This window comes from Streptomyces sp. NPDC003943, assembly GCF_053605265.1.
Window position 1 is genome coordinate 1 of record NZ_JBSGIW010000048.1, and the last position, 20032, is coordinate 20032.

Sequence of the window (20032 nt, forward strand, 5' to 3'; positions counted from 1 at the left end):
GCTCTTCAGATCTGGGGGGGGGGGGGGCGAGGCCGAGGAGCGGGGCGTCGCGGTCGTCGGCGCCGCGGCGCCGGCGGGCGGGGCCCCGCGGGCCGCGCGGGCCGCCGCCGGTGAACAGGTCGGCGGTCGCCGCGCGCCAGTTGTCGCGGTGGTCCTGCCAGCGCCGCTGCACCTCGTCGAGGCCCTCGCCTTCGGGCCGGGTGCTCAGCAGGGGCAGCAGTTCGTCGTGGCGGACCAGGGCCGCCACCAGTGCGCGGGCGCGGTCGTCGCCCCGTACCGCCGCCGCCTCCAGCTCCGCGAGGCCCAGGGCGTCCAGGGGCATGCCGTGCCAGGAGGCGGGCAGCCGCGGCCCCATCCAGTTGAGCAGGCGCAGCATGTCGGGCGGGCTCGGGGTCCGGTCGAGCAGCCGGTCGAGGAGTTCGGCGTCGTCCGGGGAGCCGCCGGGCGGTTCGGTGAACTGTCCGAGCCATTCCCGGAGGCGTTCGCGGTCGCGGCGGTGGGACAGCAGGGTGTCGGCGGCCCGCCAGTACTGGTCGAACTGGTGGGCCAGTTCCTCGGTGCTGGTGACGGAGCGGCCGAGGAAGGCGAAGGGTGCGACGGTGGGGCGCGGCGGCTCGTACCCGGGGACGGCGCCGACGGTGCGCGGCGCGACCGGCGGGTTGTCGCCGGCGAGCCAGCGGCCCACCTGGTCGGTGCCCCAGCGGTGTTCGGGAGCCCGGGTCAGCAGGCCGTGGCAGAGCGCGAGGAGCCGGGGGTCGGTGACGAGAGGCAGCTCGGGGTCGTGGGTGGCGATCCAGGCGAGCACCTCCTCGTCGCCGCGGAAGTCGATGGGGTGCCGGCCGCCGGCGAGTTCGGCCACGATCATGCCGAGGGACCACCAGTCGGCGGCGGGCGTGACGCTCTGCCGGTGGATGCTCGCCTCGGGGGCGAGGTAGAGCGGCTTGCCCTTCCAGTCCCGGCGGCGCCGGGTGTCCTCGTCGCCGGTGTGCTCGGCCGCGCCGAAGTCGACGAGGACGAGGTCGAGGCGGTCCTCGTGCTGGGTGCGCACCACGATGTTGTCGGGGGTGACGTCCCGGTGGACGACCTCCTCGTCGTGGACGGCGGTGAGCGCCTCGTGCAGTTGGGCGACCACCGACCGGACCAGGGGCGCGGGCAGGGGTCCGGGGTGGTCGGCGTGGTAGTCGGCGAGCGTGGTCTGGCCGTAGGAGGGCAGCAGTTCGTACGGGTGGCCGTCGGCGGTGCCGTGTTCCAGGACGCGTACGACGTGCTCGCCGAGGTCCTCGGTGAGCACGCGGCGCACTTCGGCGTCGGGCGCGAAGGCGCGGTGGTACGACTTGAGGACCAGCGGCACGTCGGCGTCCCGGTGCCGGGCCTCGCGGTCCTTGACGCGCAGCACGACCGCCTGGGCGGGTTCGCCGCCCCTCCTCAGGAGCTCGGTGAGGTCGAGGCGTCGGTCGAGCGTGGCGGGGACGCGGTCGAGGCGGGGGCGGGTCTCCTCGGGGCCGCGACGGGAATCGGGGCCGAATCCGTGGGCGTCCCATTCGGTGGGCGGGACCGTCGTCATGGCCTCGGCCTTCCGCCGGACGGGAAGGAGCGAAAACGGAGGGCGCTGCCAGGAGCATTCACGACATCCGACCCGAACAGGCGCTGTTCGCTTTGTTCGAATTTCCCTTTCGCGCAACCTTTCGCGCACAGCCGGAGAAGATCATTCCGACCGGTGCGCGCACCACTCGGCCCCGAAATCGGGTGACCGGGATTATCGTGTCGGCCATGAGCAGCCCCGGCACCGAACTGCCTTCCCACGCCCGTCTGACCGAGGAACTGCACGCCCTGCGCCGACCCGGCCTCGCCGCGCTCCGGCGCCTCCGGCCCGAGGCCCTGACCCAGGCCGCCACGGCAGCCGGTTTCGCGGCGGACGGCACCGACGAGGCCGCCGCCGTCGAGGCGCTGCTCCAGGCGGCCGTACGGCGCCTGGCCGCGACGCCCGGACCCTCCGGCACGGACGGCGGGGACGGCGGGGCCGACGGGAACGGCACGGCGGGCGGGAACAGCACGGCGGGCGGGAACAGCGGGGTGGGCGGGAACAGCGGGGTGGGCGGGGTCAACCGGCCCGGACATCACGGAAGTTCCGGCGCTGCCGCCGGGACGGCGGGCGGGCGGCGGGGCGATCCGCTCGGCCGGGCCGCGGCCCACACCTTCGGGCTGCTGCCCGGCCTGCGTGGCACCTCGGCCCCGGAGCGCCGCAAGGCCGCCGCGGCCGTGTACGGCGTCACCGCCGAGCGGTTCCGCCGGGGCCAGGAGCAGGAGGTCATCGCCGAACTCGCGGGCGCTGTACTGGCGTTGGCCCGCGCGGCGGCCGCGGCCGGACCGGCGGGCCACGACATCCCCGTACCGCTGCCCGATCCGCCCGCCCGCGCGGCCGGACCGGCGGTGCCGCCGGCCACCCTGCGCCGCATCACCGTGCACGTGTCCTCCATGGAACTGCTGCGGGACATCGACATCCTGGTGTCCTCGGAGAACACCCATCTGGAGATGTCCAAGACCTTCCGCCCGACCGTCTCGGGCGCCCTGCGCCGGGCCGCCGCGATACGCAACGCGGCCGGCGAGATAACCGACGACGTGCTCGCCCGCGAACTCGCCGACTGGCTGCGCGCCCACGGCCGCACCGGACTTCCGGTCCGGCCCGGGATCGTCGTCCCCACCTCCCCGGGCGCCCTCGCCGAGCGGGGGGTGCGCCGCGTCTACCACGCGGCCGTCGCCCACCCCCTCGGCGACGGCGGCCGCTACCACGTCGCCCCGCAGACGCTGGCCGAGGCCGTCGCGGCCGTGTTCGCCCTGGCGGAAGCCGAACGGGACGCCTTCGACCCGCCGTTGACGTCCCTCTGCTTCCCGTTGCTCGGCTCCGGCCAGGGCGGCCTTCCCCCCGTGAAGGCCGCCCGCTGGCTGCGCTGGGCCGTCGCCGAGGAGCTGAGCCGTCACCCCGACTGGACGGTGCACTTCGTGACCCGCGACCCGGAGCTCGCCCGGCTGTTCACGGACGCCAGCTCCGCTCCCTGAGCCGCAGCCCACGCTCACCCAACCACCCCTCGTAGAAGGCCAGTTCTCCCCTTGCCGGCACGCCCAGGAGATGGGCGGCCGGAGCCTCGCCGGGACGTCCGGCCGGCTCCACCACCACCTGCACGGCGGGACCGTCGGCCCGCCGGCGCAGATGCGGCGCGTAGCGCTCCCGGCCGAGCGCGGTGCGCGGGAGCAGCCGCTGGTTCGCCGACCCCCGCCAGACCAGCGCGGTCGGCTCGGCGATCCGGAAGCGCCCGGCGACCACCGCGTCCGCGTGCCGCAGCGCCCGCAGCCTGGACGGATCCCACTCGTCCTGCTCGTAGCCGGTGTAGACGAGGAAGTCCGGGCGCGCCGGCCCGGGCCGCCCACCTCGCGGACCGCTCCCCCGGGCCCGCTCCGCCGCGGCCCGCAGCCGGTCCGCTCCGGCGAGGAACTCGGCGAGCGCCGGGGCCTGTTCGAGCGGCTCACCACCGCTCACCGTCAGCCCCTGCGCGCCCCGGTCGAGCGCGTCGCGCCACAGGTCGAGCAGTTCGCGCACCGACGACTCCCGGCCGCCCTCCGCCGCCCAGGTGTGCCGCGACATGCAGCCCGCGCAGGCCAGCGGACAGCCCTGGAACCACACGCCGAGACGCCGGCCCGGGCCGAGCGTCCGCAGCGGGAAATGTGTCCCGCTGATTCTGACGCGCATCACACCTCCCCCGATGGACGGGAATCGAGTATCAACGCAATTGACCGTCCGCCGCAAACGCTTCGGGAGAATATTCCGGTCGTTTTCCGGGCGACAACCGGGTGACTTCGGGGAACGGCTTCCGGGCGCTTCAAACCTCTCGAATTCCGGTCTCCTTTCTGCTTTCCTTCCGCTACCGTCCTCCATCCGGAACGGGAAGCGGAGAAGGGGGAATCCGTCGTCATGATCGCCACGGACCAGATCAGGGGACCGGCGCGCCGGGCCCGGCTCGGGCGGCTGACCGCCCGCCGGGCGCGGCGCCGCGGCCGGCTCGACGCGCCGGGGCTGCGCCCGCTGCTGCCCGCGCCGTCGGCGGATCCCGGCGAACTCCTCGATCTCCCGGACGTCGTGACGCCGTTCGTCATGGAGGCGCGGGCGGGCTCGCTGCGCGCGGTGGCCCAGTTGCGCGCGCGCCTGTTGCGGAACCAGCGCCGGGCGCTGATACGGATCCACGAGGAGTCCGTGCGCGTGGTGACCCAGTACGACGTGCGGGCCGAGCCCACCCCGGCCGCGCTCGCGCGCTACGGCGCCCTGGTCGGCGCCTGGCGGGCCGACGCCGAGGTGTGCCGGGCCCGGGCGGTCGCCCTCACCCACGAGGCCAACCAGCGCCTGGCCTGCTACTGGGACGCGGTGTGGCTGACCGTACAGACCGACCGGGCCGAGGAACACCGGCGGGCGGAGGAGCGGCGGAGGGCCGAGGAGGCCCGGTGGAGGGCCGAACAGGCCCGGCGCGCACAGCTGTCGGGACAGGCGCCGCCGGGGACGCCGGCCGTACCGGCACCGGTGCCCGGCGCGCGGCCCGCCGCGCAGGAGGGCCCGGCGTATCCGCCGTTCACCGCCCGGCCCGCGCACTGGCTGCCCGGCCGCGTCACGCTCGACGACTCCTGGGACGACGTCGACACCTGGCTGCTCGACGGCGGCACGCCGGCCGGGGCGCCGGCCGCGCACGGCCGCACGCCCGCCGTGGCCCGGGCGCTGGAGATCCTCGACACGCAGCTGCGCCGCCCGCACGCGGGCGCTGCAGGCACCGACCACGGGAGGGGAACCCGATGACGTCCCACCGCAGGCCGAACGTCCGCCCGCGCCGCCCGAGTGTCCGGCGCCTGGCCCGACCGCTCGCCGCCCTGCCGCTGGCCGCCGTCCTGCTCGCCGCGGCGGGCTGCTCCAGCGAGAAGCCCGAGGCCCTCGACACCGCGTGCGCGGTGGTCGTGGACGGTTCGGGCTCCGGCTCCGCGAAGAGCGGGTTCGACGCGAAGGCCAAACTCGACGCGACGATCGTGCCGTTCATGAAGGACCGGCACTGCGGCTCGATGGCCTTCGCGCCGATCACCGGCTCCTCGCAGGCCTCGCCTTGCCGGGTCAGCGACGTGGACCTCGACCCGCCGGCCCAGACCACCGACGACGTGACGGCGATCCGCCAGGAGGCGCAGGTGCGGGCCGTGGTCGGCGCCCGCACGATGCTCACCTGCGCGCAGAAGACCAACAGCGGCTCCGACGTCCTCGGCGGCCTCGCGCGCGGCGCGCGGGCGATGCCCTCGGGCGGCGGGCCCAAGGCGCTGCTCGTGGTCAGCGACTTCGAGCAGTGGGACCAGCAGTTCGGGCTGACCGCCAAGTCGATCGCCACGCCCGAGGCCCGGAAGACCGCGGTCGAGAAGCTGCTCGGCCCGCGCGGGGTGCCGCCGCTGTCCGGGATGGACGTCTATCCGGTGGGTTACGGCATGAGCCGCCAGGCCAAGCCGGGCGAGTACGAGCCGTTCAACGCGTTCTGGACGGAGATCATGGTGGAAAGGGGCAAGGCTCGTGTCCACGACGACTACCGGCGCTGACCCGGAACCGACGCCCCGCCGCGCCCGGTTCGCCCGTCCGTTCCGGCGCCGGGCCGGTGCCGGCACGGCCGACGGCCAGGGCGTCCCGGCTCAGGCCGGGGTGCGGCGCCTGCCGCTGGTCGCGCAGAACAGGAACGAGGAGCGGGTCCGGAGCGTCGCCCGCGAGCGCGGCCGCGCCGTGGCCAGGGACGGTGTGCTCGACCCGTGGATCCTGGTCAGTGGCGACCGCGTGCCGTACTTCGCCGAGCTGGCCTCCGTACGCGACCATCTGCACGCCCGGATGGACCAGGAGGCCCTGGAGGAGGAGGCCCGGGCGCGCGCCGAGGACCAGCACGCCGCCGCGGTGGCCGCCGACGCCGAGAACGAGGTCCAGCGGATCGACCGCCAGTTGGCCGAGAACGATCGGTGGCTGGAGACCAACCGCCGACAGCTGGACCGGCTCGCGGCCCGGGCCGTGCGGGGGGAGCGCTTCCGCGACGGCGTCCGGCAGCGCGTCGAGGCACGCTGGCTGCGCCTCCGGTTCGGCGACGTCGCTCTCGCCGAGGGCGCGGAGGAACGGGGCCGCGGCGCGGAGCGGCAGGGCGGGGAGGCGGACGCCGAGGAGCCGGTCGGTTCCGGCGGCGTCGACGGAACGAAGCAGGCCGAGGCGGTCGAGACGGAAGCCGCGTCGCCCGACGGCGACGCGGAGTGGCAGAGCCTCGACGGGGATCCGGCGTCCGCCGGTCCGGGCGACCCGGCCGGCCGCCGGAACCCGGACGGCCCCGGTCCCCGGGACCCGTACGCCGACCCGTTCGCCGGCACGGACGCCGGCGTGCGCGAGCAGACGGACGCCGCCAGGTGGGAGGGCCTGCCGCACCGGCCCGGCCTGCCCCGGTGGATGGTGTGGAGCCTGCTGCTCGTCATCGCGGCCGTGGAGGTGCCGATCTACTGGATCGCGTTCCAGCCCTTCCACGGGGCGGGCAGCACCGAGTCGGACACCCTCTCGGGCACGCTCGCCGTCTCGGCGGCGATCGTCATGGTGGTGGTCCCCCACCTCGCCGGCCGCGCCCTGCGGGCCCGGCCCGCGACCGGCGCGACGCGGTGGGCGAACCTGCCCGCGCTCGCGCTGCTCGGCGTGTGGGCCTTCTCCACCTGGGCGCTCGGCTATCTGCGCACCAAGCTGGTCTTCCGGCACCGCGATCCGCAGACGCTGCCCACGGACCTCGGCGACGTGGCCGGGCTCGACCTGCGGCCGCCGCCGACCCTGGTGGACAGCATGCACCTCGAACAGACCACCGTCACCTGGATGTTCGTCGCGCTGCTCCTGCTGTCCGGCGGCATCGGCCTGCTGCTCGGGCTGTTGCGGGAACACCCGTACCTCGACAGCTACCGCTCCCATCTGGAGCGGGGCGCCCGCCTCCGGCGCGACCGGGAGGCCGCCGTCGCCGCCCTGGAGCGGGCGCGGGCGGTGGAGCGGTCGGCCGCCGGCCGCACCGGTCTGCGCGCGGAGACGAACAGGGCGCGGCAGCGGGCGACGACCGAGCTGTACGAGTCCGCGGCGAACGCGTTCCTGATGGGCGTGGCGGAGGGATCGAGGGATCCCGCGGTCACCGAGGCAGCCATGCGCCTGTCGAACGAGTGGCCGCTGCTCCCCTTCCGGTCCGCGGAGGGCACGGCACGCTGACGTCAGCCGTCGCCGCGGTCGCCGCCGTCGAAGACGCAGCCGACCGCGGCACCGCTGCCCATGCTGACCACGCCCACCGCCGGGTCGGCGCTGGCCCGCACGAAGCCGCCACCGTAGCCGTCGCCGTAACCGTCTCCGTAGCCGTCGTCCTCGGTGCCGCCGACGGCGTCGGGCGCGCCCACGTAGATGCCCCAGTTGAGGAAGAGTTCCCGCACGCCGCCGGCGCCGTCGGGGAACGGTTCGGCGACCGGGCGGACCCGGCGCTGGACCACGTACGGGCCGTTCATGGCCGAGGTGAGCCGGTGTTCCCATTCGGCCGGCCCGACCTGCCAGCCGGCGGTGATGCCGTGGCCGCCGTGCAGCAGGGTCGGCTTGAGGATCAGCTCGTCCTGGTGGGCGACGGCGTGGGCGAGCAGGTCGATCCGTGAGCCGGCGGGGTCGGTGGCGTGCGGGCGGACGTAACGGGTCCAGGGCAGGAGGCGGTCGACGCAGGCGAGTTCGGCGGCGTCGAACAGGGCGCGGTGCCGGTCGTCGGAGAGCATCGCCAGCGTGCCCTTGTTTCCGTACAGTTCCGCGTCCAGCCGGCTGAAGAGGCCGACGCGGCCCTGCTCGGCCGCGGTCAGGAGCGGCTCCAGCTGGGCCGCCGCCGCGGGGTCGGAGAGGTCTTCGGGCAGGAAGTAGCGGAAGACGACGTCGACGGCCCGGCCGTCGACCGTGGGGCGGCCGTTCGGGTACGTGAACTCGCCGAGGTCGCAGGCGATTCCGGCGACTCCGTGCTCGGCCAGCTTCCCGGCGAGCACCCGCAGCCGGGGCCCCACGACGGCGAAGTTGTCCGGGGTGTCCACGACGGCGACGACGGGCGGCCGGCCGGCGGGGATGTGGGCGGCGCACTCGGCGTACATGGTCCGCACCATGCAGGCGAGCGTGTCCCGGTAGCGGAGCCGGTGCCGGCGTACGAACTCCGCGAGGGGCGGGTACGCGAGCATCGCGCGGTTGATGTCGGCGTTCTCGAAGCCGCCGAGCGCGCTGGTGATGTTGAACTCGAGGAGCTTGAAGCCCGTGCCGTCGTGGTAGAGGTCGGCCCGGCCCAGCGGGTGGAGCGAGCCGGTCCGGGCGCTGCGGGTGATCAGCGCGGTCTGCAGGGGGTCCAGACCGACCGCCTCCGCCAGGGCGGTGATGCTGCCGTCGAAGACCCGCTCCGGCAGGGAGCGCAGCAGACCGTAGACGGTGTGCAGGTCCCGTACGACACCGGCGCGTTCGGTCTCGCCGAGGAAGGCGGGGCCGTTCAGGAACCGGTCCTGGTAGGCCAGGGTGAGTGTGGCGGAGTCGCGGGCGGCGGCCGTGGGGTGGACCGGCGACGCGTGGCGCGCGAGCTGCTCGCCGTACGTGTGGCCCAGCCGCGACCTGGGCGGCTCGGGCGGGCTCGTGGTCGTCATCGCAGGTCCTTTCCGAAGGCGGCCGCAGGGCCCGGTGTGCCGGGCGGCCGCTCCGCTCAGTCCGTCTCGGCGCGCTGCTCGGCGCGGGTGATCCAGTGGCGGCGGGCGCCCGCGAGGAGGGCCACCGCGACGACGGCCATGGCGACCGCGCCGGCGCCGAACACGGCGCGGGTGCCGACCTCGGCGGCGACGATGCCGCCGACGGCCGCGCCGATGGGCAGTCCGCCCCAGGCGACGAGGCGGTAGACGCTGTTGGCCCGGCCGAGCAGGTGCTGCGGCACCAGGGTCTGGCGCAGCACGACCACGACGACGTTCCAGGTCACCGTGCCGCAGGCGAAGATCGCGAGGGCCGCGCCGACCGCGTACGCCGAGGGCACGGTGGCCAGCACCGTCTCGCTGGTGGCGATGAGGACGGCGGTGGCCACCAACGCGCCTTCCCGGCCGAGGCGTTCGGACAGGGCGGGGGCGAAGCGTGAGGCCAGGACGGCTCCCACCGCCTGGCAGGCGAGCATCACGCCGTAGCCGAACGGGCTCAGGTGGAGCACTCGCTCGCTGTGCACGACGAGCACGGCGAGCATCGCGTTCCCGGCCATGTTGATCAGGCAGGAGATCAGGGCGAGGCTGCGCAGCAGGTGGTGCGAGTACAGCCACTTGGCGCCGGCCAGCATCTCCGACAGCACGCCCTCCGTCGCCGGCTTGGCGTCGACCGGCTTGGTGCGGCGGATGCGGCTGACCAGGACGGCGGAGCACAGGAAGGTGGCGGCGTCCGTGGCGAACGGCAGGGCCATCGCCACGCCGAAGAGCAGCGCGCCGACGAGCGGTCCGACGAACCCGGTGCCGGCCTCCTGCGCGGCCATGACGCGGGCGTTGGCGGTGGCGAGTCCGGCCTGCGGGGTGATGAAGGGGACGAGCACCTGGGCGGCGTTGCGGCAGAGGACCTCACCGGTGCCGAGCAGGAACATGCACGCGTAGAGCAGCGGCAGTCCGCCCCAGCCGCCGATGATCCCGGCGGCGAGCAGCGCGAGCAGGCAGGCCCGGGTGAAGTCGACGCGGACCATCATCCTGCGGATGTCGACGCGGTCGACGAGGAGTCCGGCCGGGATGCCGAAGAGGATGAACGGCGCGGTGAAGGCGACCGAGGCCGCGCCGATCAGGCGGGGGTCGTCGGTCAGCCGGGCGGCCAGCAGCGGTGCGGCGGCGATCGTGGCGCCGTCGCCCAGCGAGGACACGGCGGCGGACCACCACAGCCGGGAGAAGTCGCCTCCCAGCCGCGGGCGCTCGGGACCGGTCGTCTCGGTCGTGTCCGTCGTCGACGCGCTCATGACACCGCGGGGCGGCGCAGCCGGCAGTTCATGGTCTCCCCCTCATCGGTCCGCCGTACGGCAGGCGCACGGGCTCGCCGAGGATAGTCCGCCTTCGACGGCCGCGTCGAGGAAAAGATCAGCTTTGTTGATCAAGCCTGTCACCTGCGAATCCCAGCCGCAACACGTTCGAACTCCATTCAAGTAAGGGGGGTTTGAGTCAAACGCTCTTCTGGTATGTTCGCGGCCGCTGGCTGCTGAAACGGCGGCCGGCGCGGTGTCTGCGTGGGGGGCATGTCATCGACGGGGCTTTCGAAAACTGTGTGAAGACGTCTGGTTCGCGCCATCTTCGCGACCCGCGGCCGGGCGTCGGCTCCCCCGTGCCTGCAGTCAGGGCTGCCACAAGCAGCCGCACGCACATCGAACGGTGAGGACAACGCTCATGGGCCTGACGAACGCGCCTCCGGAGGTGGCCGAACCGGTGACGGTCGCCGTCATCGGCACCGGGGCGATCGGCCGGGACCTGGTCAGCAAGATCGACCGGTCACCCGCCCTCGACCTGCGGCTGGTGGCCGGACGCAATCCGGAGTCGGCGGGCCTGCGGTACGCCGAGCGCCTCGGCTACGCCACCACCGCCGCCGGCATCGAGGCCGTGCTGGCGCCCGCACGTCCCTTCGACGTGGTCTTCGACGCCACCAGCGCCGCGTCCCACCGTGACCACTGGCCGCTGCTCGAACCGCTCGGGACGCTGGTGATCGACCTGACACCCAGCAAGGTCGGGGAGATGGTGGCGCCCACCGTGACCGGGGTGTCGGCGACGACCGGGCGCAACGTCAACCTGATCAGCTGCGGCGGCCAGGCCTCCGTCCCGGTCGTGCACGCGCTCGCGGCCGAGTTCCCCGTCTCGTACGTCGAGGTCGTCTCCACCGTGGCCAGTGACGTCGCGGGCCGCGCGACCAGGCTGAACCTCGACGAGTACGTGGCGACCACCGGTCACGCCGTGACGGCGTTCTCCGGTGTCACGGACGTCAAGGCGATCCTCAACATCAGTCCGGCGGTGCCGCCGGCGACCTTCCGCACGGCCGTCCACGCCCTCATACCCGGCGCCGACCCGGCGGCGGTGCGCGCGGTGGCCGACCGGACGGCCGAGCAGGTGCGTTCCTTCGCGCCCGGCTACGAGGTCACCGCCTGTACCGCGGTCGGCGACCGGGTCACGATCACCCTCCAGGTGATGGCGCACAGCGACGTCCTTCCGCCGTACGCCGGAAACCTCGACATCATCAACTCCGCGGCCGTCATGGTCGCCGAGCAGCACGCGGCCCGGCTCGACCGGGCGGCCCGCACGGGGGTGGCGCGATGAGGCAGGTGCTGATCCACGACCCGACGCTGCGCGACGGCCAGCACGCCGTCCGGCACCAGCTCGGGGTGGCCGCCATCCGGAGCTACGCGGAGGCGGCGGACGCGGCGCGGATCCCGGTGGTGGAGGTCGGCCACGGCAACGGTCTCGGCGCCTCCTCGCTGCAGGTCGGCCTGGCCGCGGCGAGCGACGACGAGATGCTGTCGACCGTCCGGGAGGCGCTGCGCAACAGCCGGATGGGCGTCTTCATGCTGCCCGGCTGGGGCACCTCCGACGACCTGCGGAAGGCGATCGCGCACGGCGCCGACGTCGTCCGGATCGGCGTGCACGCCACCGAGACGTCGCTGGCCGAGCGCCACCTGGGCTTCCTGCGGGAGGCCGGCACCGAGGCCCACTGCGTGCTGATGATGAGCCACATGGCCACCCCGGACGAGCTGGCCGAGGAGGCCGCGCGGGCCGTCGGGTACGGGGCGCAGGGCGTGGGGATCATGGACTCCGCGGGTCACTTCCTGCCGGCGGACGTCACCGCGCGGATCGGCGCGATCGTCAAGGCCGTCGGCACCGTCCCGGTGATCTTCCACGGGCACGACAACCTCGGCATGGCCGTCGCCAACTCGGTGGCCGCCGCCGACGCCGGCGCCGCGATCATCGACGGCTGCGCCCGCGGCTTCGGCGCCGGGGCGGGCAACACCCAGCTGGAGGTGCTGGTCCCGGTCCTGGAGCGGAGCGGGTTCGCGACCGGCATCGACCTGTACGGGCTGCTCGACGCCGCCGACCTCGCCGAGCGCGAACTCATGCCCGCGCCGCCGGTGACCGCCTCGATGAGCATCGTCAGCGGCCTGGCCGGGGTGTTCTCCGGATTCAAGCACCGGGTCGTGGAACTCTCCGCGGCCGCCGGTGTGGACCCGCGCGACGTCTTCTTCGAGCTCGGCCGGCGGCAGGCCATCGCCGGCCAGGAGGACCTGATCGTCGACGTGGTGGCGGAGCTGAGCGGCCGCGGCACGACCGCCTGACGGCACCCCACCCGGCCCTTTCCCAAGGGCCCGGCCTTTTCCGAAGGGCCCCACTCGTTTCCGAAGGGAGGACAGACGACATGGCAGTTCCGGAGGCTGTGACCGGGTCGAACGGGTCGGCGGGCGTGGAGGTCGCCCGCATGTCGTTCGACGAATTCCTGGCCGTCGGCCCGCAGGGGCTGTACAAGGCCGACCGACCGGTGGTGATCGAGCTGCCGAAGAGCGTGCAAGGACTCGGCCGCGACGAAGTGGCCGCGCGGCTCGCCGAGATGACCGTCACCCTGTTCACCGAACCGGGCGACAAGAACCACCCGGGGCGCTGGGAGACGCGGGACATCAGGCTCCGCGAGTTCTTCGCCGACGAGCAGCTCCTGACCAGCAGCGACACCTGGCACCGCGTGGTGTCGAACATCCGCAGCAGCCCGGCCGACGTGAACGCCGTCATCGGCTTCGACGCCGAGGAGTTCTTCGGCTACGGCGACAGCCTGTACGCGGCCAACCTGTGGATCAGCCACCGCGGCGTGTTCACGAAGAACCACTTCGACGAGTTCGAGAACTTCAACATCGCCCTGGAGGGCCGCAAGCGCTTCATCATCGCGCCGCCCGGCGTACGGGACTACTACCCGCGCTCGGTGCTGCGCGGATTCGGCGACAAGTCGAAGGTGTTCGACCTCGACGACGTCGATCTGAAGCGCTACCCGAGGCTGGCGGCCAAGCTCGCCCAGCGCCGTGACTTCGTCCTCGAACCCGGCCACATGCTCTACCTGCCGCTCGGCTGGTGGCACCAGGCCGAATCGCTGGACGAGATGAACATCAACGTCAACTTCTGGCTCAAGTCGAAGAAGATCCTCCGCAGGCCGCACGTGCTCGGCGTCGCGCTGTACACGTACGCCTACCGGAGATTGAAGGGCGTCTACAGCTACCGTCCCACCGAGGTGAACTCCTGATGAGCGAGCGCAAGACCATCACCCCCACGCACAAGTACCGCAACAACGACCGGCTTATCGGGATCGGCAACGAGTTCTGGAACATGTCCTACGAGCACGGGGTCGCCGGCATCGTCGGCGACCTCGAGGACGGCGTGTTCCACATGCCCGACGGGCACGAGTTCGTCAACTTCACCGTCTGCTCCTACCTGGACCTGGACACCCACCCCAAGGTCATCGACGGCGCCGTGAACTCGCTGCGCCGCTTCGGCGTGCTCGACCACTGCATCCCGCGCACCCGCGTCCAGACCCCGGTGCTGCTGGAGCTGGAGGAGTCGCTCGGGGAGCTGTTCGGCGCGATGGTGATCAGCGCCATCTCCACCGCCGCCGCCAGCACCGGCCTGCTGCCGATCATCGCGTCGGGCCACCTCGGCAACGGCACCCGGCCGCTGATGGTCTTCGACAAGAACGCCCATGTCTCGATGGCCAACGCCAAGCCGAGCTGCGCCGACGAGACCGAGGTGGTCACCTGCCGCCACCACGACCTCGACTTCCTCGAGGACATGTGCCGCACCTACGAGCGCGTCTGCTACGTGGTCGACGGCTCGGACAGCCTCGGCGGCTACGCGCCCGTCGCCGAACTGGCCGAACTGCAGGACAAGTACGGCATGATGGTCTTCTACGACGACTCGCACTCGCTGTCCGCGTACGGCGAGCGCGGCATCGGATACGTCCGCTCGCACTCCCCGGTCCTCGACGAGCGGACCATCACCGTGGCGACGCTCAGCAAGGGCTTCGGCGCCGGCGGCACGGCCATCCTGCTCGACGGCTACCCGCAGGAGACGCGGCGCCTGATCGAGCGCTTCGCGGGCCCGCTGGGCTACTCGCAGAAGATGAACGCGGCCGCCGTCGGCGCGGCGATCGCCTCGGCCGAGATCCACCGCACCGACGAACTCACGCAGCTGCAGGGGCGTCTGCGCTCCAACATCGCGCTGTTCGACTCGCTGGTCACGACCGAGCAGGCCGCGAGCACGTACCCGATCCGCGTGGTGCCGATGAGCGACGAGACCGTCGTCGACGCCGCCAAGCAGGTCTTCGCGGCCGGTTTCTACACCTCGCCGGTGTTCTTCCCGATCGTCGCCCGCGGCACCGCCGGACTGCGCGTGATGCTGCGGGCGGGCCAGACCGAGGAGCAGATCAAGCGGCTCGCCGCCGCGCTGATCGAGGCCGGGGCACGGCCGGCGGCCGCGCGGCCCGAGTCGGTGGTCCGGTGACCGGAGCCGTACGGGCGGTCCCGCGCAGCATCCTCTACACGCCCGCGCTCTCCCTCGAGCGGGTGACGAAGGCCTGGTCGTACGACGCGGACGTCCACCTGATCGACCTGGAGGACTCCGTACCGCCCGCCGAGAAGCCGGCCGCCCGCACGGTCTGCCGGGCCGCGCTGGAGAAGGCGCCGCGGCCGGCGAACGTCGGCGTGCGCATCAACGAGCTCGGCGGCATGGCCGCGGTCCACGACGTGCTGATGCTGGCCGAGAGCCCGGTGAAGCCCGGCATCGTCGTGATGACGATGGTGACCTCGGGCGCCGAGATCGAGCTGCTGCGGCGCATGCTGGCGTCCGGCGGGGCGCACCCGGAGATATACGTGACGGTGGAGACGGTCGAGTCGGTCACCGCCATCGACGAGATCGCGCGCGCGGCCGACGGCCTGGTCCTCGGCTCGGCCGACCTGGCCGCCACGCTGGGCGTCGAGATCACCTGGGAGGCCATGCTGGCCGCCCGCCAGGCGATGGCGATGGCCTGTGCCCGGTACGGGACGGCGTGCATCGACACCGCCAACTTCCGGCTCGCCGAGCCGGAGGTCCTCGCGGCGGAGACCACCCGGGTGAAGGGCCTCGGCTTCCACGGCAAGGTGACCGTGCACCCGGCCGAGCTCGACGTGATCAACCGGATCCTGGGGCCCCGCCCGGACGAGCTGGCGCTCGCCCGGCGGGTCGCGGAGGCCGTGGCGGCGGCCGACGGCGGCATCGCCGTCGTCGACGGCAACATGGTCGGCCCGCCGTTCGCCCGGCGGTCCCGGGACACCGTGGCGCGCGAGGACGCCTGGACGAGCCGCTTCGGCCGCGAGGGTGACGGCGTCGGTGGAACGGGCGGGGCCGCATGACCGCACCGCTGATGGTCGGCGCCGCCGACATGGCCGGCGTCCGGCGCATGACCCGGGTGATCGACGTGCTCGGCGAGATGTTCACGGACCTCGCCGGCGGCCGGACCCGCTCCCCCGCCCGGACCGTCGTCGAACACGGCGACCAGCGGGTGCTGCTGGTCAGCCCCGCCGTCTGGGAGCAGCGCGGGGTGGGCAGCGTCAAGGTCACGACGCTGACCCCGGACAACCCGGTCCGCGGGCTGCCGCTGATCCACGGGATCGTCGCGCTCACCGATCTGGCGACCGGGCGGATCACCGCCCTGCTCGACGGCGCCGAGCTCACCGCCGTCCGTACCGGCGCGGTCGCCGCGCTCGCGACCCGTCGGTGCACGGCCGAGGACGCCGACGAGCTCGCGGTGATCGGCGCGGGAGTGCAGGCGGAAGCCCTGATCCGGGCGGTGACGGCGGTACGCCCGGTCCGCGGCGTCCGGATCCACTCGCGCACCCGCGCCCGCGCCGAGCAACTCGCCGACCGGGTACGGGAGACCGCGTCGCGGCCGGTCCGCGTGACGGTCTGCGCCACCGCCAAGGACGCCGTCAGCGACGCGCCGATCGTCTGCACGGCCACCTCGACCGACGACGCCACACCCGTGGTGGAGGCGGACTGGGTGGCCGCCGGGGCGCATGTGAACGTGATCGGCGGTACGCACCCGGACGCGATCGAGGTCGAGCCGGCCCTGCTCGCCGGTGCCGTGACGATCGTCGAGGAGCGGGCCGCGGCGCTCGACGGCGCGGGTGAGGTCCGGGCCGCGCTGGCCGGCGGCCTGATCACGGCCGACGACCTGTACGAGCTGGGCGGGCTCGCGGGCGGCGCGGCCGATGTCGTGGGCCGGACCTCGGTGCTGCGCACGGTCGGGATGGCCATCGAGGACACCGCCGCCGCGGTGGCGCTGTTCGAAGGGGTGGCGGATGGACACGTATGAGAACCCTGTCCTCGTCGAGGACGCCGGCGCGGACCGCGGTCACCCGTGGTTCGGCCGGCACCGGCTGAGGCCCGCGGCGCCGGCGGAGACGATCCGGCGGATGCTGCGGCACGAGCTCCGGGACACCGGCTGGCCGTACCAGCCCCTGCTCCCGGCGGCGCCGATGGCGATCCCGCGCGCGTCCTACGCCGAGGTGTTCCGGGCGAGCGTCGCGCTGACCGGGCTGCTGCGCCGTACCGCCCTGGAGACCGGGCCCACCACGGCCGACCGGCTGGCGGCCTACGGCATGCCCGGCACCGAGGACCGGCTCTGGCTGGCCGACCCGTTCGCCGACGAGCGGTACGCCGACTGCGTGGTCCGGCCGGACCTGGTGATCGGCCCCGACGGGCCGCGGTTCCTGGAGTTCAACGTCAGCGGCGCGCTCGGCGGCGTCGTCGAGACGCAGAGCCGGCTCTCGGTGTGGCGCAGGCTGCACGCCGACGCGGACGGCCGGACGCCGTTCAGCTCGCACAGCCCCTTCGCCGTACGCGCCGAGATGTTCCGGTCGCTCGGCGCCGAGCTGGGGGTGGCGCCGCGGGTGGCCGTCGTCGGCAGCGCCCGGGTGAACGGCGTGGAGCGGCGGTACTTCGAGATGGAGGCCGACCACTACAACAGTCACGGCCTGGCCGCGCGCTTCTTCGAGCCGGAGGAGCTGCACGAGGCGTGGGACTGCGCCCCGCACCTGCGTTACGGGATGGGGCTGCGGAACTTCACCATCCCGGACTGGCTGGAGGTCGGTCTCGACACCGCGCCGGTCCAGGACGCCCTGGACAACGGCTGTCTGCTGGTGGGCACCCAGACGTCGACCTTCATGCACAGCAAGGTCACCATGGGTCTGCTCTCGGAGGGGCGGCCCTGGATGACGGCGGCCGAGCGCGCCCTCGTCGACCGGTATCTGCCGTGGACGCGGGTCCTCGCGGAGCGGAAGACCGAGCGCGCGGGCCGGACGGTCGATCTGCTGCCGTTCGTCCTGGAGAACCGGGAGCTGCTGGTGCTCAAGGCGGGCCTCGGTGAGAGCGGCAAGCAGGTGGTCATCGGCCGTGAGGTCGAGCAGGCCGGCTGGGAGTCCGCCGTCGGCGAAGCCGTCGACTGCGGCACGAGCATCGTGCAGGAGTTCGTGGCGCCGCAGACGTGCCGGGTCGCGCTGATCGCCGACGGCTGCGACGAGCCGTACGAGGCCGAGGTCGCCCCGGTGCTCGGCCCGCTGCTGTTCGGCGGGCGCCCGGCCGGGCTGTTCTGCCGCTTCTTCGGCGACGGTTCGGCCGGGATCGTCAGCGTCCGCGGGCACACCAGCAGTTCCGACAACGTGACGGTGGCCGTCTGACGGCGCCGCCGCCCGTGTCCCGCCTCTCCCTCCCGGCGCGCGCCCCGCGCGCCGGGAGCCCTTCACCGACATCACCGGAGTGACACCGCATGACCCTGCGCCGCGTCAATGACAACGAGTACGTCGAGGAACACGGCGGGGACTACGAGGACTTCGAGCCCGGCATGGTGATCCGGCACTGGCCCGGCCGCACCCTCTCCGAGGCCGACAACACCTGGCTGACCCTGCTCACGATGAACCAGCACCCGCTGCACTTCGACCAGCACTACGGAGCCGGCGCCGAGTACGGGAAGGTCCTGGTCAACAGCGGCATCACGCTGTGCCTGATCGGCGGGATGACCGTGCAGGCGCTGTCCGCCCGGGCGGTGGCCAACCTGGGCTGGGACCGGGTCCGGCTGAAGGAGCCGGTCTTCGTGGGCGACACGCTCTACGCGACGAGCCGGATCCTCGGCAAGCGCCTGTCGAAGTCCCGGCCGGGACAGGGCATCATCACGGTGGAGACGACGGGCACGAAGTCGACGGGCGAGACCGTGATCGTCTTCGAGCGGTCGTTCATGGTCCGCTGCCGCGGCGGGCAGGGCACGGCCGAGGGCGACGCTACGGTTTTGTGATCGCCATTTTTCATGGTCAGGTGCTCGTGAAGTCGACGGGCCTGACAGGATGTTGGGCATGCCGAGCGAGAATCAACCCAAGGCCGGCCACCGCGGTATCCCCGCGAGCGCCGAGTTCCGCGAGTTCATCGCCTCCGGGTGGGCCACCGACGACCGCCCGCCGACGCCCCGTGACGAGGTCGCCGACCCCGCGGCCCGCCGCCGGGCGGCTCTCTCCGAGCGGTTCCCCGGCGAGCGGCTCGTCCTTCCCGGCGGCGGCCTGAAAGTACGCAGCAACGACACCGACTACACCTTCCGGCCGCACACGGCCTTCGCCCACCTGTCCGGGCTCGGCGCGCACGCCGAACCCGACAGCGTCCTGGTCCTCGATCCCAGGCCCGAGGGCGGCCACCAGGCCGTCCTGTACACCCGTCCGCCGGCCCCGCGGGACAGCGAGGAGTTCTACGCCGACTCGCGGTACGGCGAGTTCTGGGTCGGCTCCCGCGAGACCCTCGCCGACCTCGAGTCGCGGCTCGGGCTCACCGCCCGCCACATCGACTCGCTCGCCGACGACCTCGCCAAGGACGAGGCCGCCGCCCGGCTGCGCGTGGTCCGGTCGGCCGACCCGCGGCTCGCCGAGCTCGTCGACGCCACCCGCACCCAGGCCGGGTCGACGCTGACCGGCCCGGAGCAGGAGGAGGCCGACGACGAGCTGGCCCGTCACGTGTCCGGGATGCGGCTCGTCAAGGACGCGTGGGAGGTCGGCGAGATGCGCAAGGCGATCGCCGCCACCCACAAGGGCTTCGAGGCGATCATCACCACCCTGCCGGAGGCGGTGCGCAAGGGCCGCGGCGAGCGGTGGGTCGAGGGCGTCTTCGGCCTGTACGCCCGGCACGAGGGCAACGGGGTCGGATACGAGTCGATCTGCGCGTCCGGCGACCACGCCAACACCATCCACTGGACGCGGAACACCGGCGAGGTCCGCGAGGGCGACCTGATCCTGGTCGACGCCGGCGTGGAGATCGACTCCCTGTTCACCGCCGACATCACCCGCACCCTGCCGGTGTCCGGCCGCTTCACCGACGTCCAGCGCAAGATCTACGACGCGGTGCACGAGGCGCAGCAGGCCGGCATGGAGGCGGTGAAGCCGGGCAACCGGTTCAGCGACATCCACGCCGCGGCCAACCGGGTCATCGCACGCCGCCTGCACGAGTGGGGGCTGCTGCCCGAGGGCGTCACCCTGGAGCAGACCCTCGACCCGGAGCGCGGCGGCTGGCACCGGCGCTGGATGGTCCACGGCACCTCCCACCACCTGGGCATGGACGTGCACGACTGCCAGCTGCTGCTGCGCTCGGAGTACATGGACGGCGAGCTGAAGCCGGGCATGATCCTCACGGTCGAGCCGGGCCTGTACTTCAAGGCCGACGACCTGTTCGCGCCGGAGGAGTTCCGTGGCATCGGGGTGCGCATCGAGGACGACGTGCTGGTGACCGAGGACGGTTACGAGAACCTGTCCGCCGCGATGCCGCGCGGTTCGTACGAGGTGGAGGAGTGGATCGCGCGGGTGTCGCGCTAGCACCCGTACGAGCGAGTCGTGGGCGGCGCCCGGGGGCGGCGGGCGGGGGGGGGGCGAGGAGGGGGGAGGGGAGA

At 73.4% G+C, this 20032-nt stretch carries 17 protein-coding genes; 13 read left to right on the plus strand and 4 right to left on the minus strand.

Annotated features, from left to right (window positions below):
• Nucleotides 1-1564 (minus strand): serine/threonine protein kinase (locus ACWEV0_RS20390; RefSeq protein WP_453150738.1); only part of this gene is annotated, 1564 nt, incomplete at its 3' end.
• A 206-nt stretch (nt 1565-1770) separates the two neighbouring features.
• Here ACWEV0_RS20390 and ACWEV0_RS20395 point away from each other — a divergent pair.
• Nucleotides 1771-3057 (plus strand): macro domain-containing protein, encoded by a 1287-nt coding sequence (locus tag ACWEV0_RS20395; RefSeq protein WP_453150739.1) that lies wholly within the window; start codon nt 1771-1773, stop codon nt 3055-3057.
• Here the strand turns inward: ACWEV0_RS20395 and ACWEV0_RS20400 are convergent.
• Nucleotides 3032-3745: a 4Fe-4S single cluster domain-containing protein gene (locus ACWEV0_RS20400; protein ID WP_453150741.1), complete on the minus strand. Its 714-nt coding sequence runs from the start codon at nt 3743-3745 to the stop codon at nt 3032-3034. The genes ACWEV0_RS20395 and ACWEV0_RS20400 overlap by 26 nt on opposite strands.
• Nucleotides 3746-3967: 222 nt before the next feature.
• Between ACWEV0_RS20400 and ACWEV0_RS20405 the strand changes: the two genes are divergently transcribed.
• Genes ACWEV0_RS20405 through ACWEV0_RS20415 form a run of 3 tightly spaced genes read left to right on the plus strand, consistent with a single transcriptional unit; the run spans nt 3968 to nt 7273 of the window.
• On the plus strand, nt 3968-4837 hold the full coding sequence (locus ACWEV0_RS20405) for a hypothetical protein (RefSeq protein WP_453150743.1): 870 nt from the start codon (nt 3968-3970) through the stop codon (nt 4835-4837).
• A complete protein-coding gene (locus ACWEV0_RS20410) occupies nt 4834-5610 on the plus strand; it encodes a hypothetical protein (protein WP_453150745.1) in 777 nt (258 codons plus the stop codon). Before ACWEV0_RS20405 ends, ACWEV0_RS20410 begins: the two co-directional genes overlap by 4 nt.
• Nucleotides 5585-7273, plus strand: coding sequence for a hypothetical protein (locus tag ACWEV0_RS20415; RefSeq protein WP_453150746.1), 1689 nt, complete (start codon nt 5585-5587; stop codon nt 7271-7273). The genes ACWEV0_RS20410 and ACWEV0_RS20415 overlap by 26 nt, the downstream gene beginning before the upstream one ends.
• A 2-nt stretch (nt 7274-7275) precedes the next feature.
• On the opposite strand, the gene ACWEV0_RS20420 is transcribed toward ACWEV0_RS20415, so the two are convergent.
• A complete protein-coding gene (locus ACWEV0_RS20420; RefSeq protein WP_453150747.1) occupies nt 7276-8709 on the minus strand; it encodes a hypothetical protein in 1434 nt (477 codons plus the stop codon).
• Between the two features lie 56 nt (nt 8710-8765).
• Nucleotides 8766-10031, minus strand: a complete 1266-nt coding sequence (locus ACWEV0_RS20425; protein ID WP_453150748.1) for an MFS transporter — start codon at nt 10029-10031, stop codon at nt 8766-8768.
• Nucleotides 10032-10452: 421 nt separating this feature from the next.
• On the opposite strand from ACWEV0_RS20425, the gene ACWEV0_RS20430 reads away from it, so the two are divergent.
• The 9 genes from ACWEV0_RS20430 (at nt 10453) to ACWEV0_RS20470 (ending at nt 19958) form a co-directional block, all read left to right on the plus strand.
• The gene (locus ACWEV0_RS20430; protein ID WP_453150749.1) at nt 10453-11370 is read left to right on the plus strand and encodes an acetaldehyde dehydrogenase (acetylating); all 918 of its coding nucleotides are present in this window, start codon (nt 10453-10455) and stop codon (nt 11368-11370) included.
• Entirely contained in the window at nt 11367-12380 is a 1014-nt protein-coding gene (gene dmpG / locus ACWEV0_RS20435) for a 4-hydroxy-2-oxovalerate aldolase (protein ID WP_453150751.1), read from the plus strand. Before ACWEV0_RS20430 ends, dmpG begins: the two co-directional genes overlap by 4 nt.
• A gap of 80 nt (nt 12381-12460) precedes the next feature.
• On the plus strand, nt 12461-13327 hold the full coding sequence (locus ACWEV0_RS20440) for a cupin-like domain-containing protein (protein ID WP_453150752.1): 867 nt from the start codon (nt 12461-12463) through the stop codon (nt 13325-13327).
• Entirely contained in the window at nt 13327-14580 is a 1254-nt protein-coding gene (locus ACWEV0_RS20445; protein ID WP_453150754.1) for an 8-amino-7-oxononanoate synthase family protein, read from the plus strand. The genes ACWEV0_RS20440 and ACWEV0_RS20445 overlap by 1 nt, the downstream gene beginning before the upstream one ends.
• Complete coding sequence (locus tag ACWEV0_RS20450) at nt 14577-15467, plus strand: HpcH/HpaI aldolase/citrate lyase family protein (protein ID WP_453150755.1); 891 nt, start codon at nt 14577-14579, stop codon at nt 15465-15467. Before ACWEV0_RS20445 ends, ACWEV0_RS20450 begins: the two co-directional genes overlap by 4 nt.
• Nucleotides 15464-16429 (plus strand): ornithine cyclodeaminase family protein, encoded by a 966-nt coding sequence (locus ACWEV0_RS20455; protein WP_453150756.1) that lies wholly within the window; start codon nt 15464-15466, stop codon nt 16427-16429. The genes ACWEV0_RS20450 and ACWEV0_RS20455 overlap by 4 nt, the downstream gene beginning before the upstream one ends.
• Complete coding sequence (locus tag ACWEV0_RS20460; protein ID WP_453150757.1) at nt 16416-17792, plus strand: hypothetical protein; 1377 nt, start codon at nt 16416-16418, stop codon at nt 17790-17792. The genes ACWEV0_RS20455 and ACWEV0_RS20460 overlap by 14 nt, the downstream gene beginning before the upstream one ends.
• Before the next feature lie 89 nt (nt 17793-17881).
• The gene (locus ACWEV0_RS20465; protein ID WP_453150758.1) at nt 17882-18403 is read left to right on the plus strand and encodes a MaoC family dehydratase; all 522 of its coding nucleotides are present in this window, start codon (nt 17882-17884) and stop codon (nt 18401-18403) included.
• Between the two features lie 58 nt (nt 18404-18461).
• Nucleotides 18462-19958: an aminopeptidase P family protein gene (locus ACWEV0_RS20470; protein WP_453150759.1), complete on the plus strand. Its 1497-nt coding sequence runs from the start codon at nt 18462-18464 to the stop codon at nt 19956-19958.
• Nucleotides 19959-20032: the final 74 nt, after the last annotated feature.

Bases quoted from the DNA above. Each gene is read 5' to 3' on its own strand.
- ACWEV0_RS20395 (WP_453150739.1), top strand. From the start codon at position 1,771: ATGAGCAGCCCCGGCACCGAACTGCCTTCCCACGCCCGTCTGACCGAG.
- ACWEV0_RS20400 (WP_453150741.1), bottom strand. From the start codon at position 3,745: ATGCGCGTCAGAATCAGCGGGACACATTTCCCGCTGCGGACGCTCGGC.
- ACWEV0_RS20405 (WP_453150743.1), top strand. From the start codon at position 3,968: ATGATCGCCACGGACCAGATCAGGGGACCGGCGCGCCGGGCCCGGCTC.
- ACWEV0_RS20410 (WP_453150745.1), top strand. From the start codon at position 4,834: ATGACGTCCCACCGCAGGCCGAACGTCCGCCCGCGCCGCCCGAGTGTC.
- ACWEV0_RS20420 (WP_453150747.1), bottom strand. From the start codon at position 8,709: ATGACGACCACGAGCCCGCCCGAGCCGCCCAGGTCGCGGCTGGGCCAC.
- ACWEV0_RS20425 (WP_453150748.1), bottom strand. From the start codon at position 10,031: ATGAGCGCGTCGACGACGGACACGACCGAGACGACCGGTCCCGAGCGC.
- ACWEV0_RS20430 (WP_453150749.1), top strand. From the start codon at position 10,453: ATGGGCCTGACGAACGCGCCTCCGGAGGTGGCCGAACCGGTGACGGTC.
- dmpG (WP_453150751.1), top strand. From the start codon at position 11,367: ATGAGGCAGGTGCTGATCCACGACCCGACGCTGCGCGACGGCCAGCAC.
- ACWEV0_RS20440 (WP_453150752.1), top strand. From the start codon at position 12,461: ATGGCAGTTCCGGAGGCTGTGACCGGGTCGAACGGGTCGGCGGGCGTG.
- ACWEV0_RS20445 (WP_453150754.1), top strand. From the start codon at position 13,327: ATGAGCGAGCGCAAGACCATCACCCCCACGCACAAGTACCGCAACAAC.
- ACWEV0_RS20455 (WP_453150756.1), top strand. From the start codon at position 15,464: ATGACCGCACCGCTGATGGTCGGCGCCGCCGACATGGCCGGCGTCCGG.
- ACWEV0_RS20460 (WP_453150757.1), top strand. From the start codon at position 16,416: ATGGACACGTATGAGAACCCTGTCCTCGTCGAGGACGCCGGCGCGGAC.
- ACWEV0_RS20465 (WP_453150758.1), top strand. From the start codon at position 17,882: ATGACCCTGCGCCGCGTCAATGACAACGAGTACGTCGAGGAACACGGC.
- ACWEV0_RS20470 (WP_453150759.1), top strand. From the start codon at position 18,462: ATGCCGAGCGAGAATCAACCCAAGGCCGGCCACCGCGGTATCCCCGCG.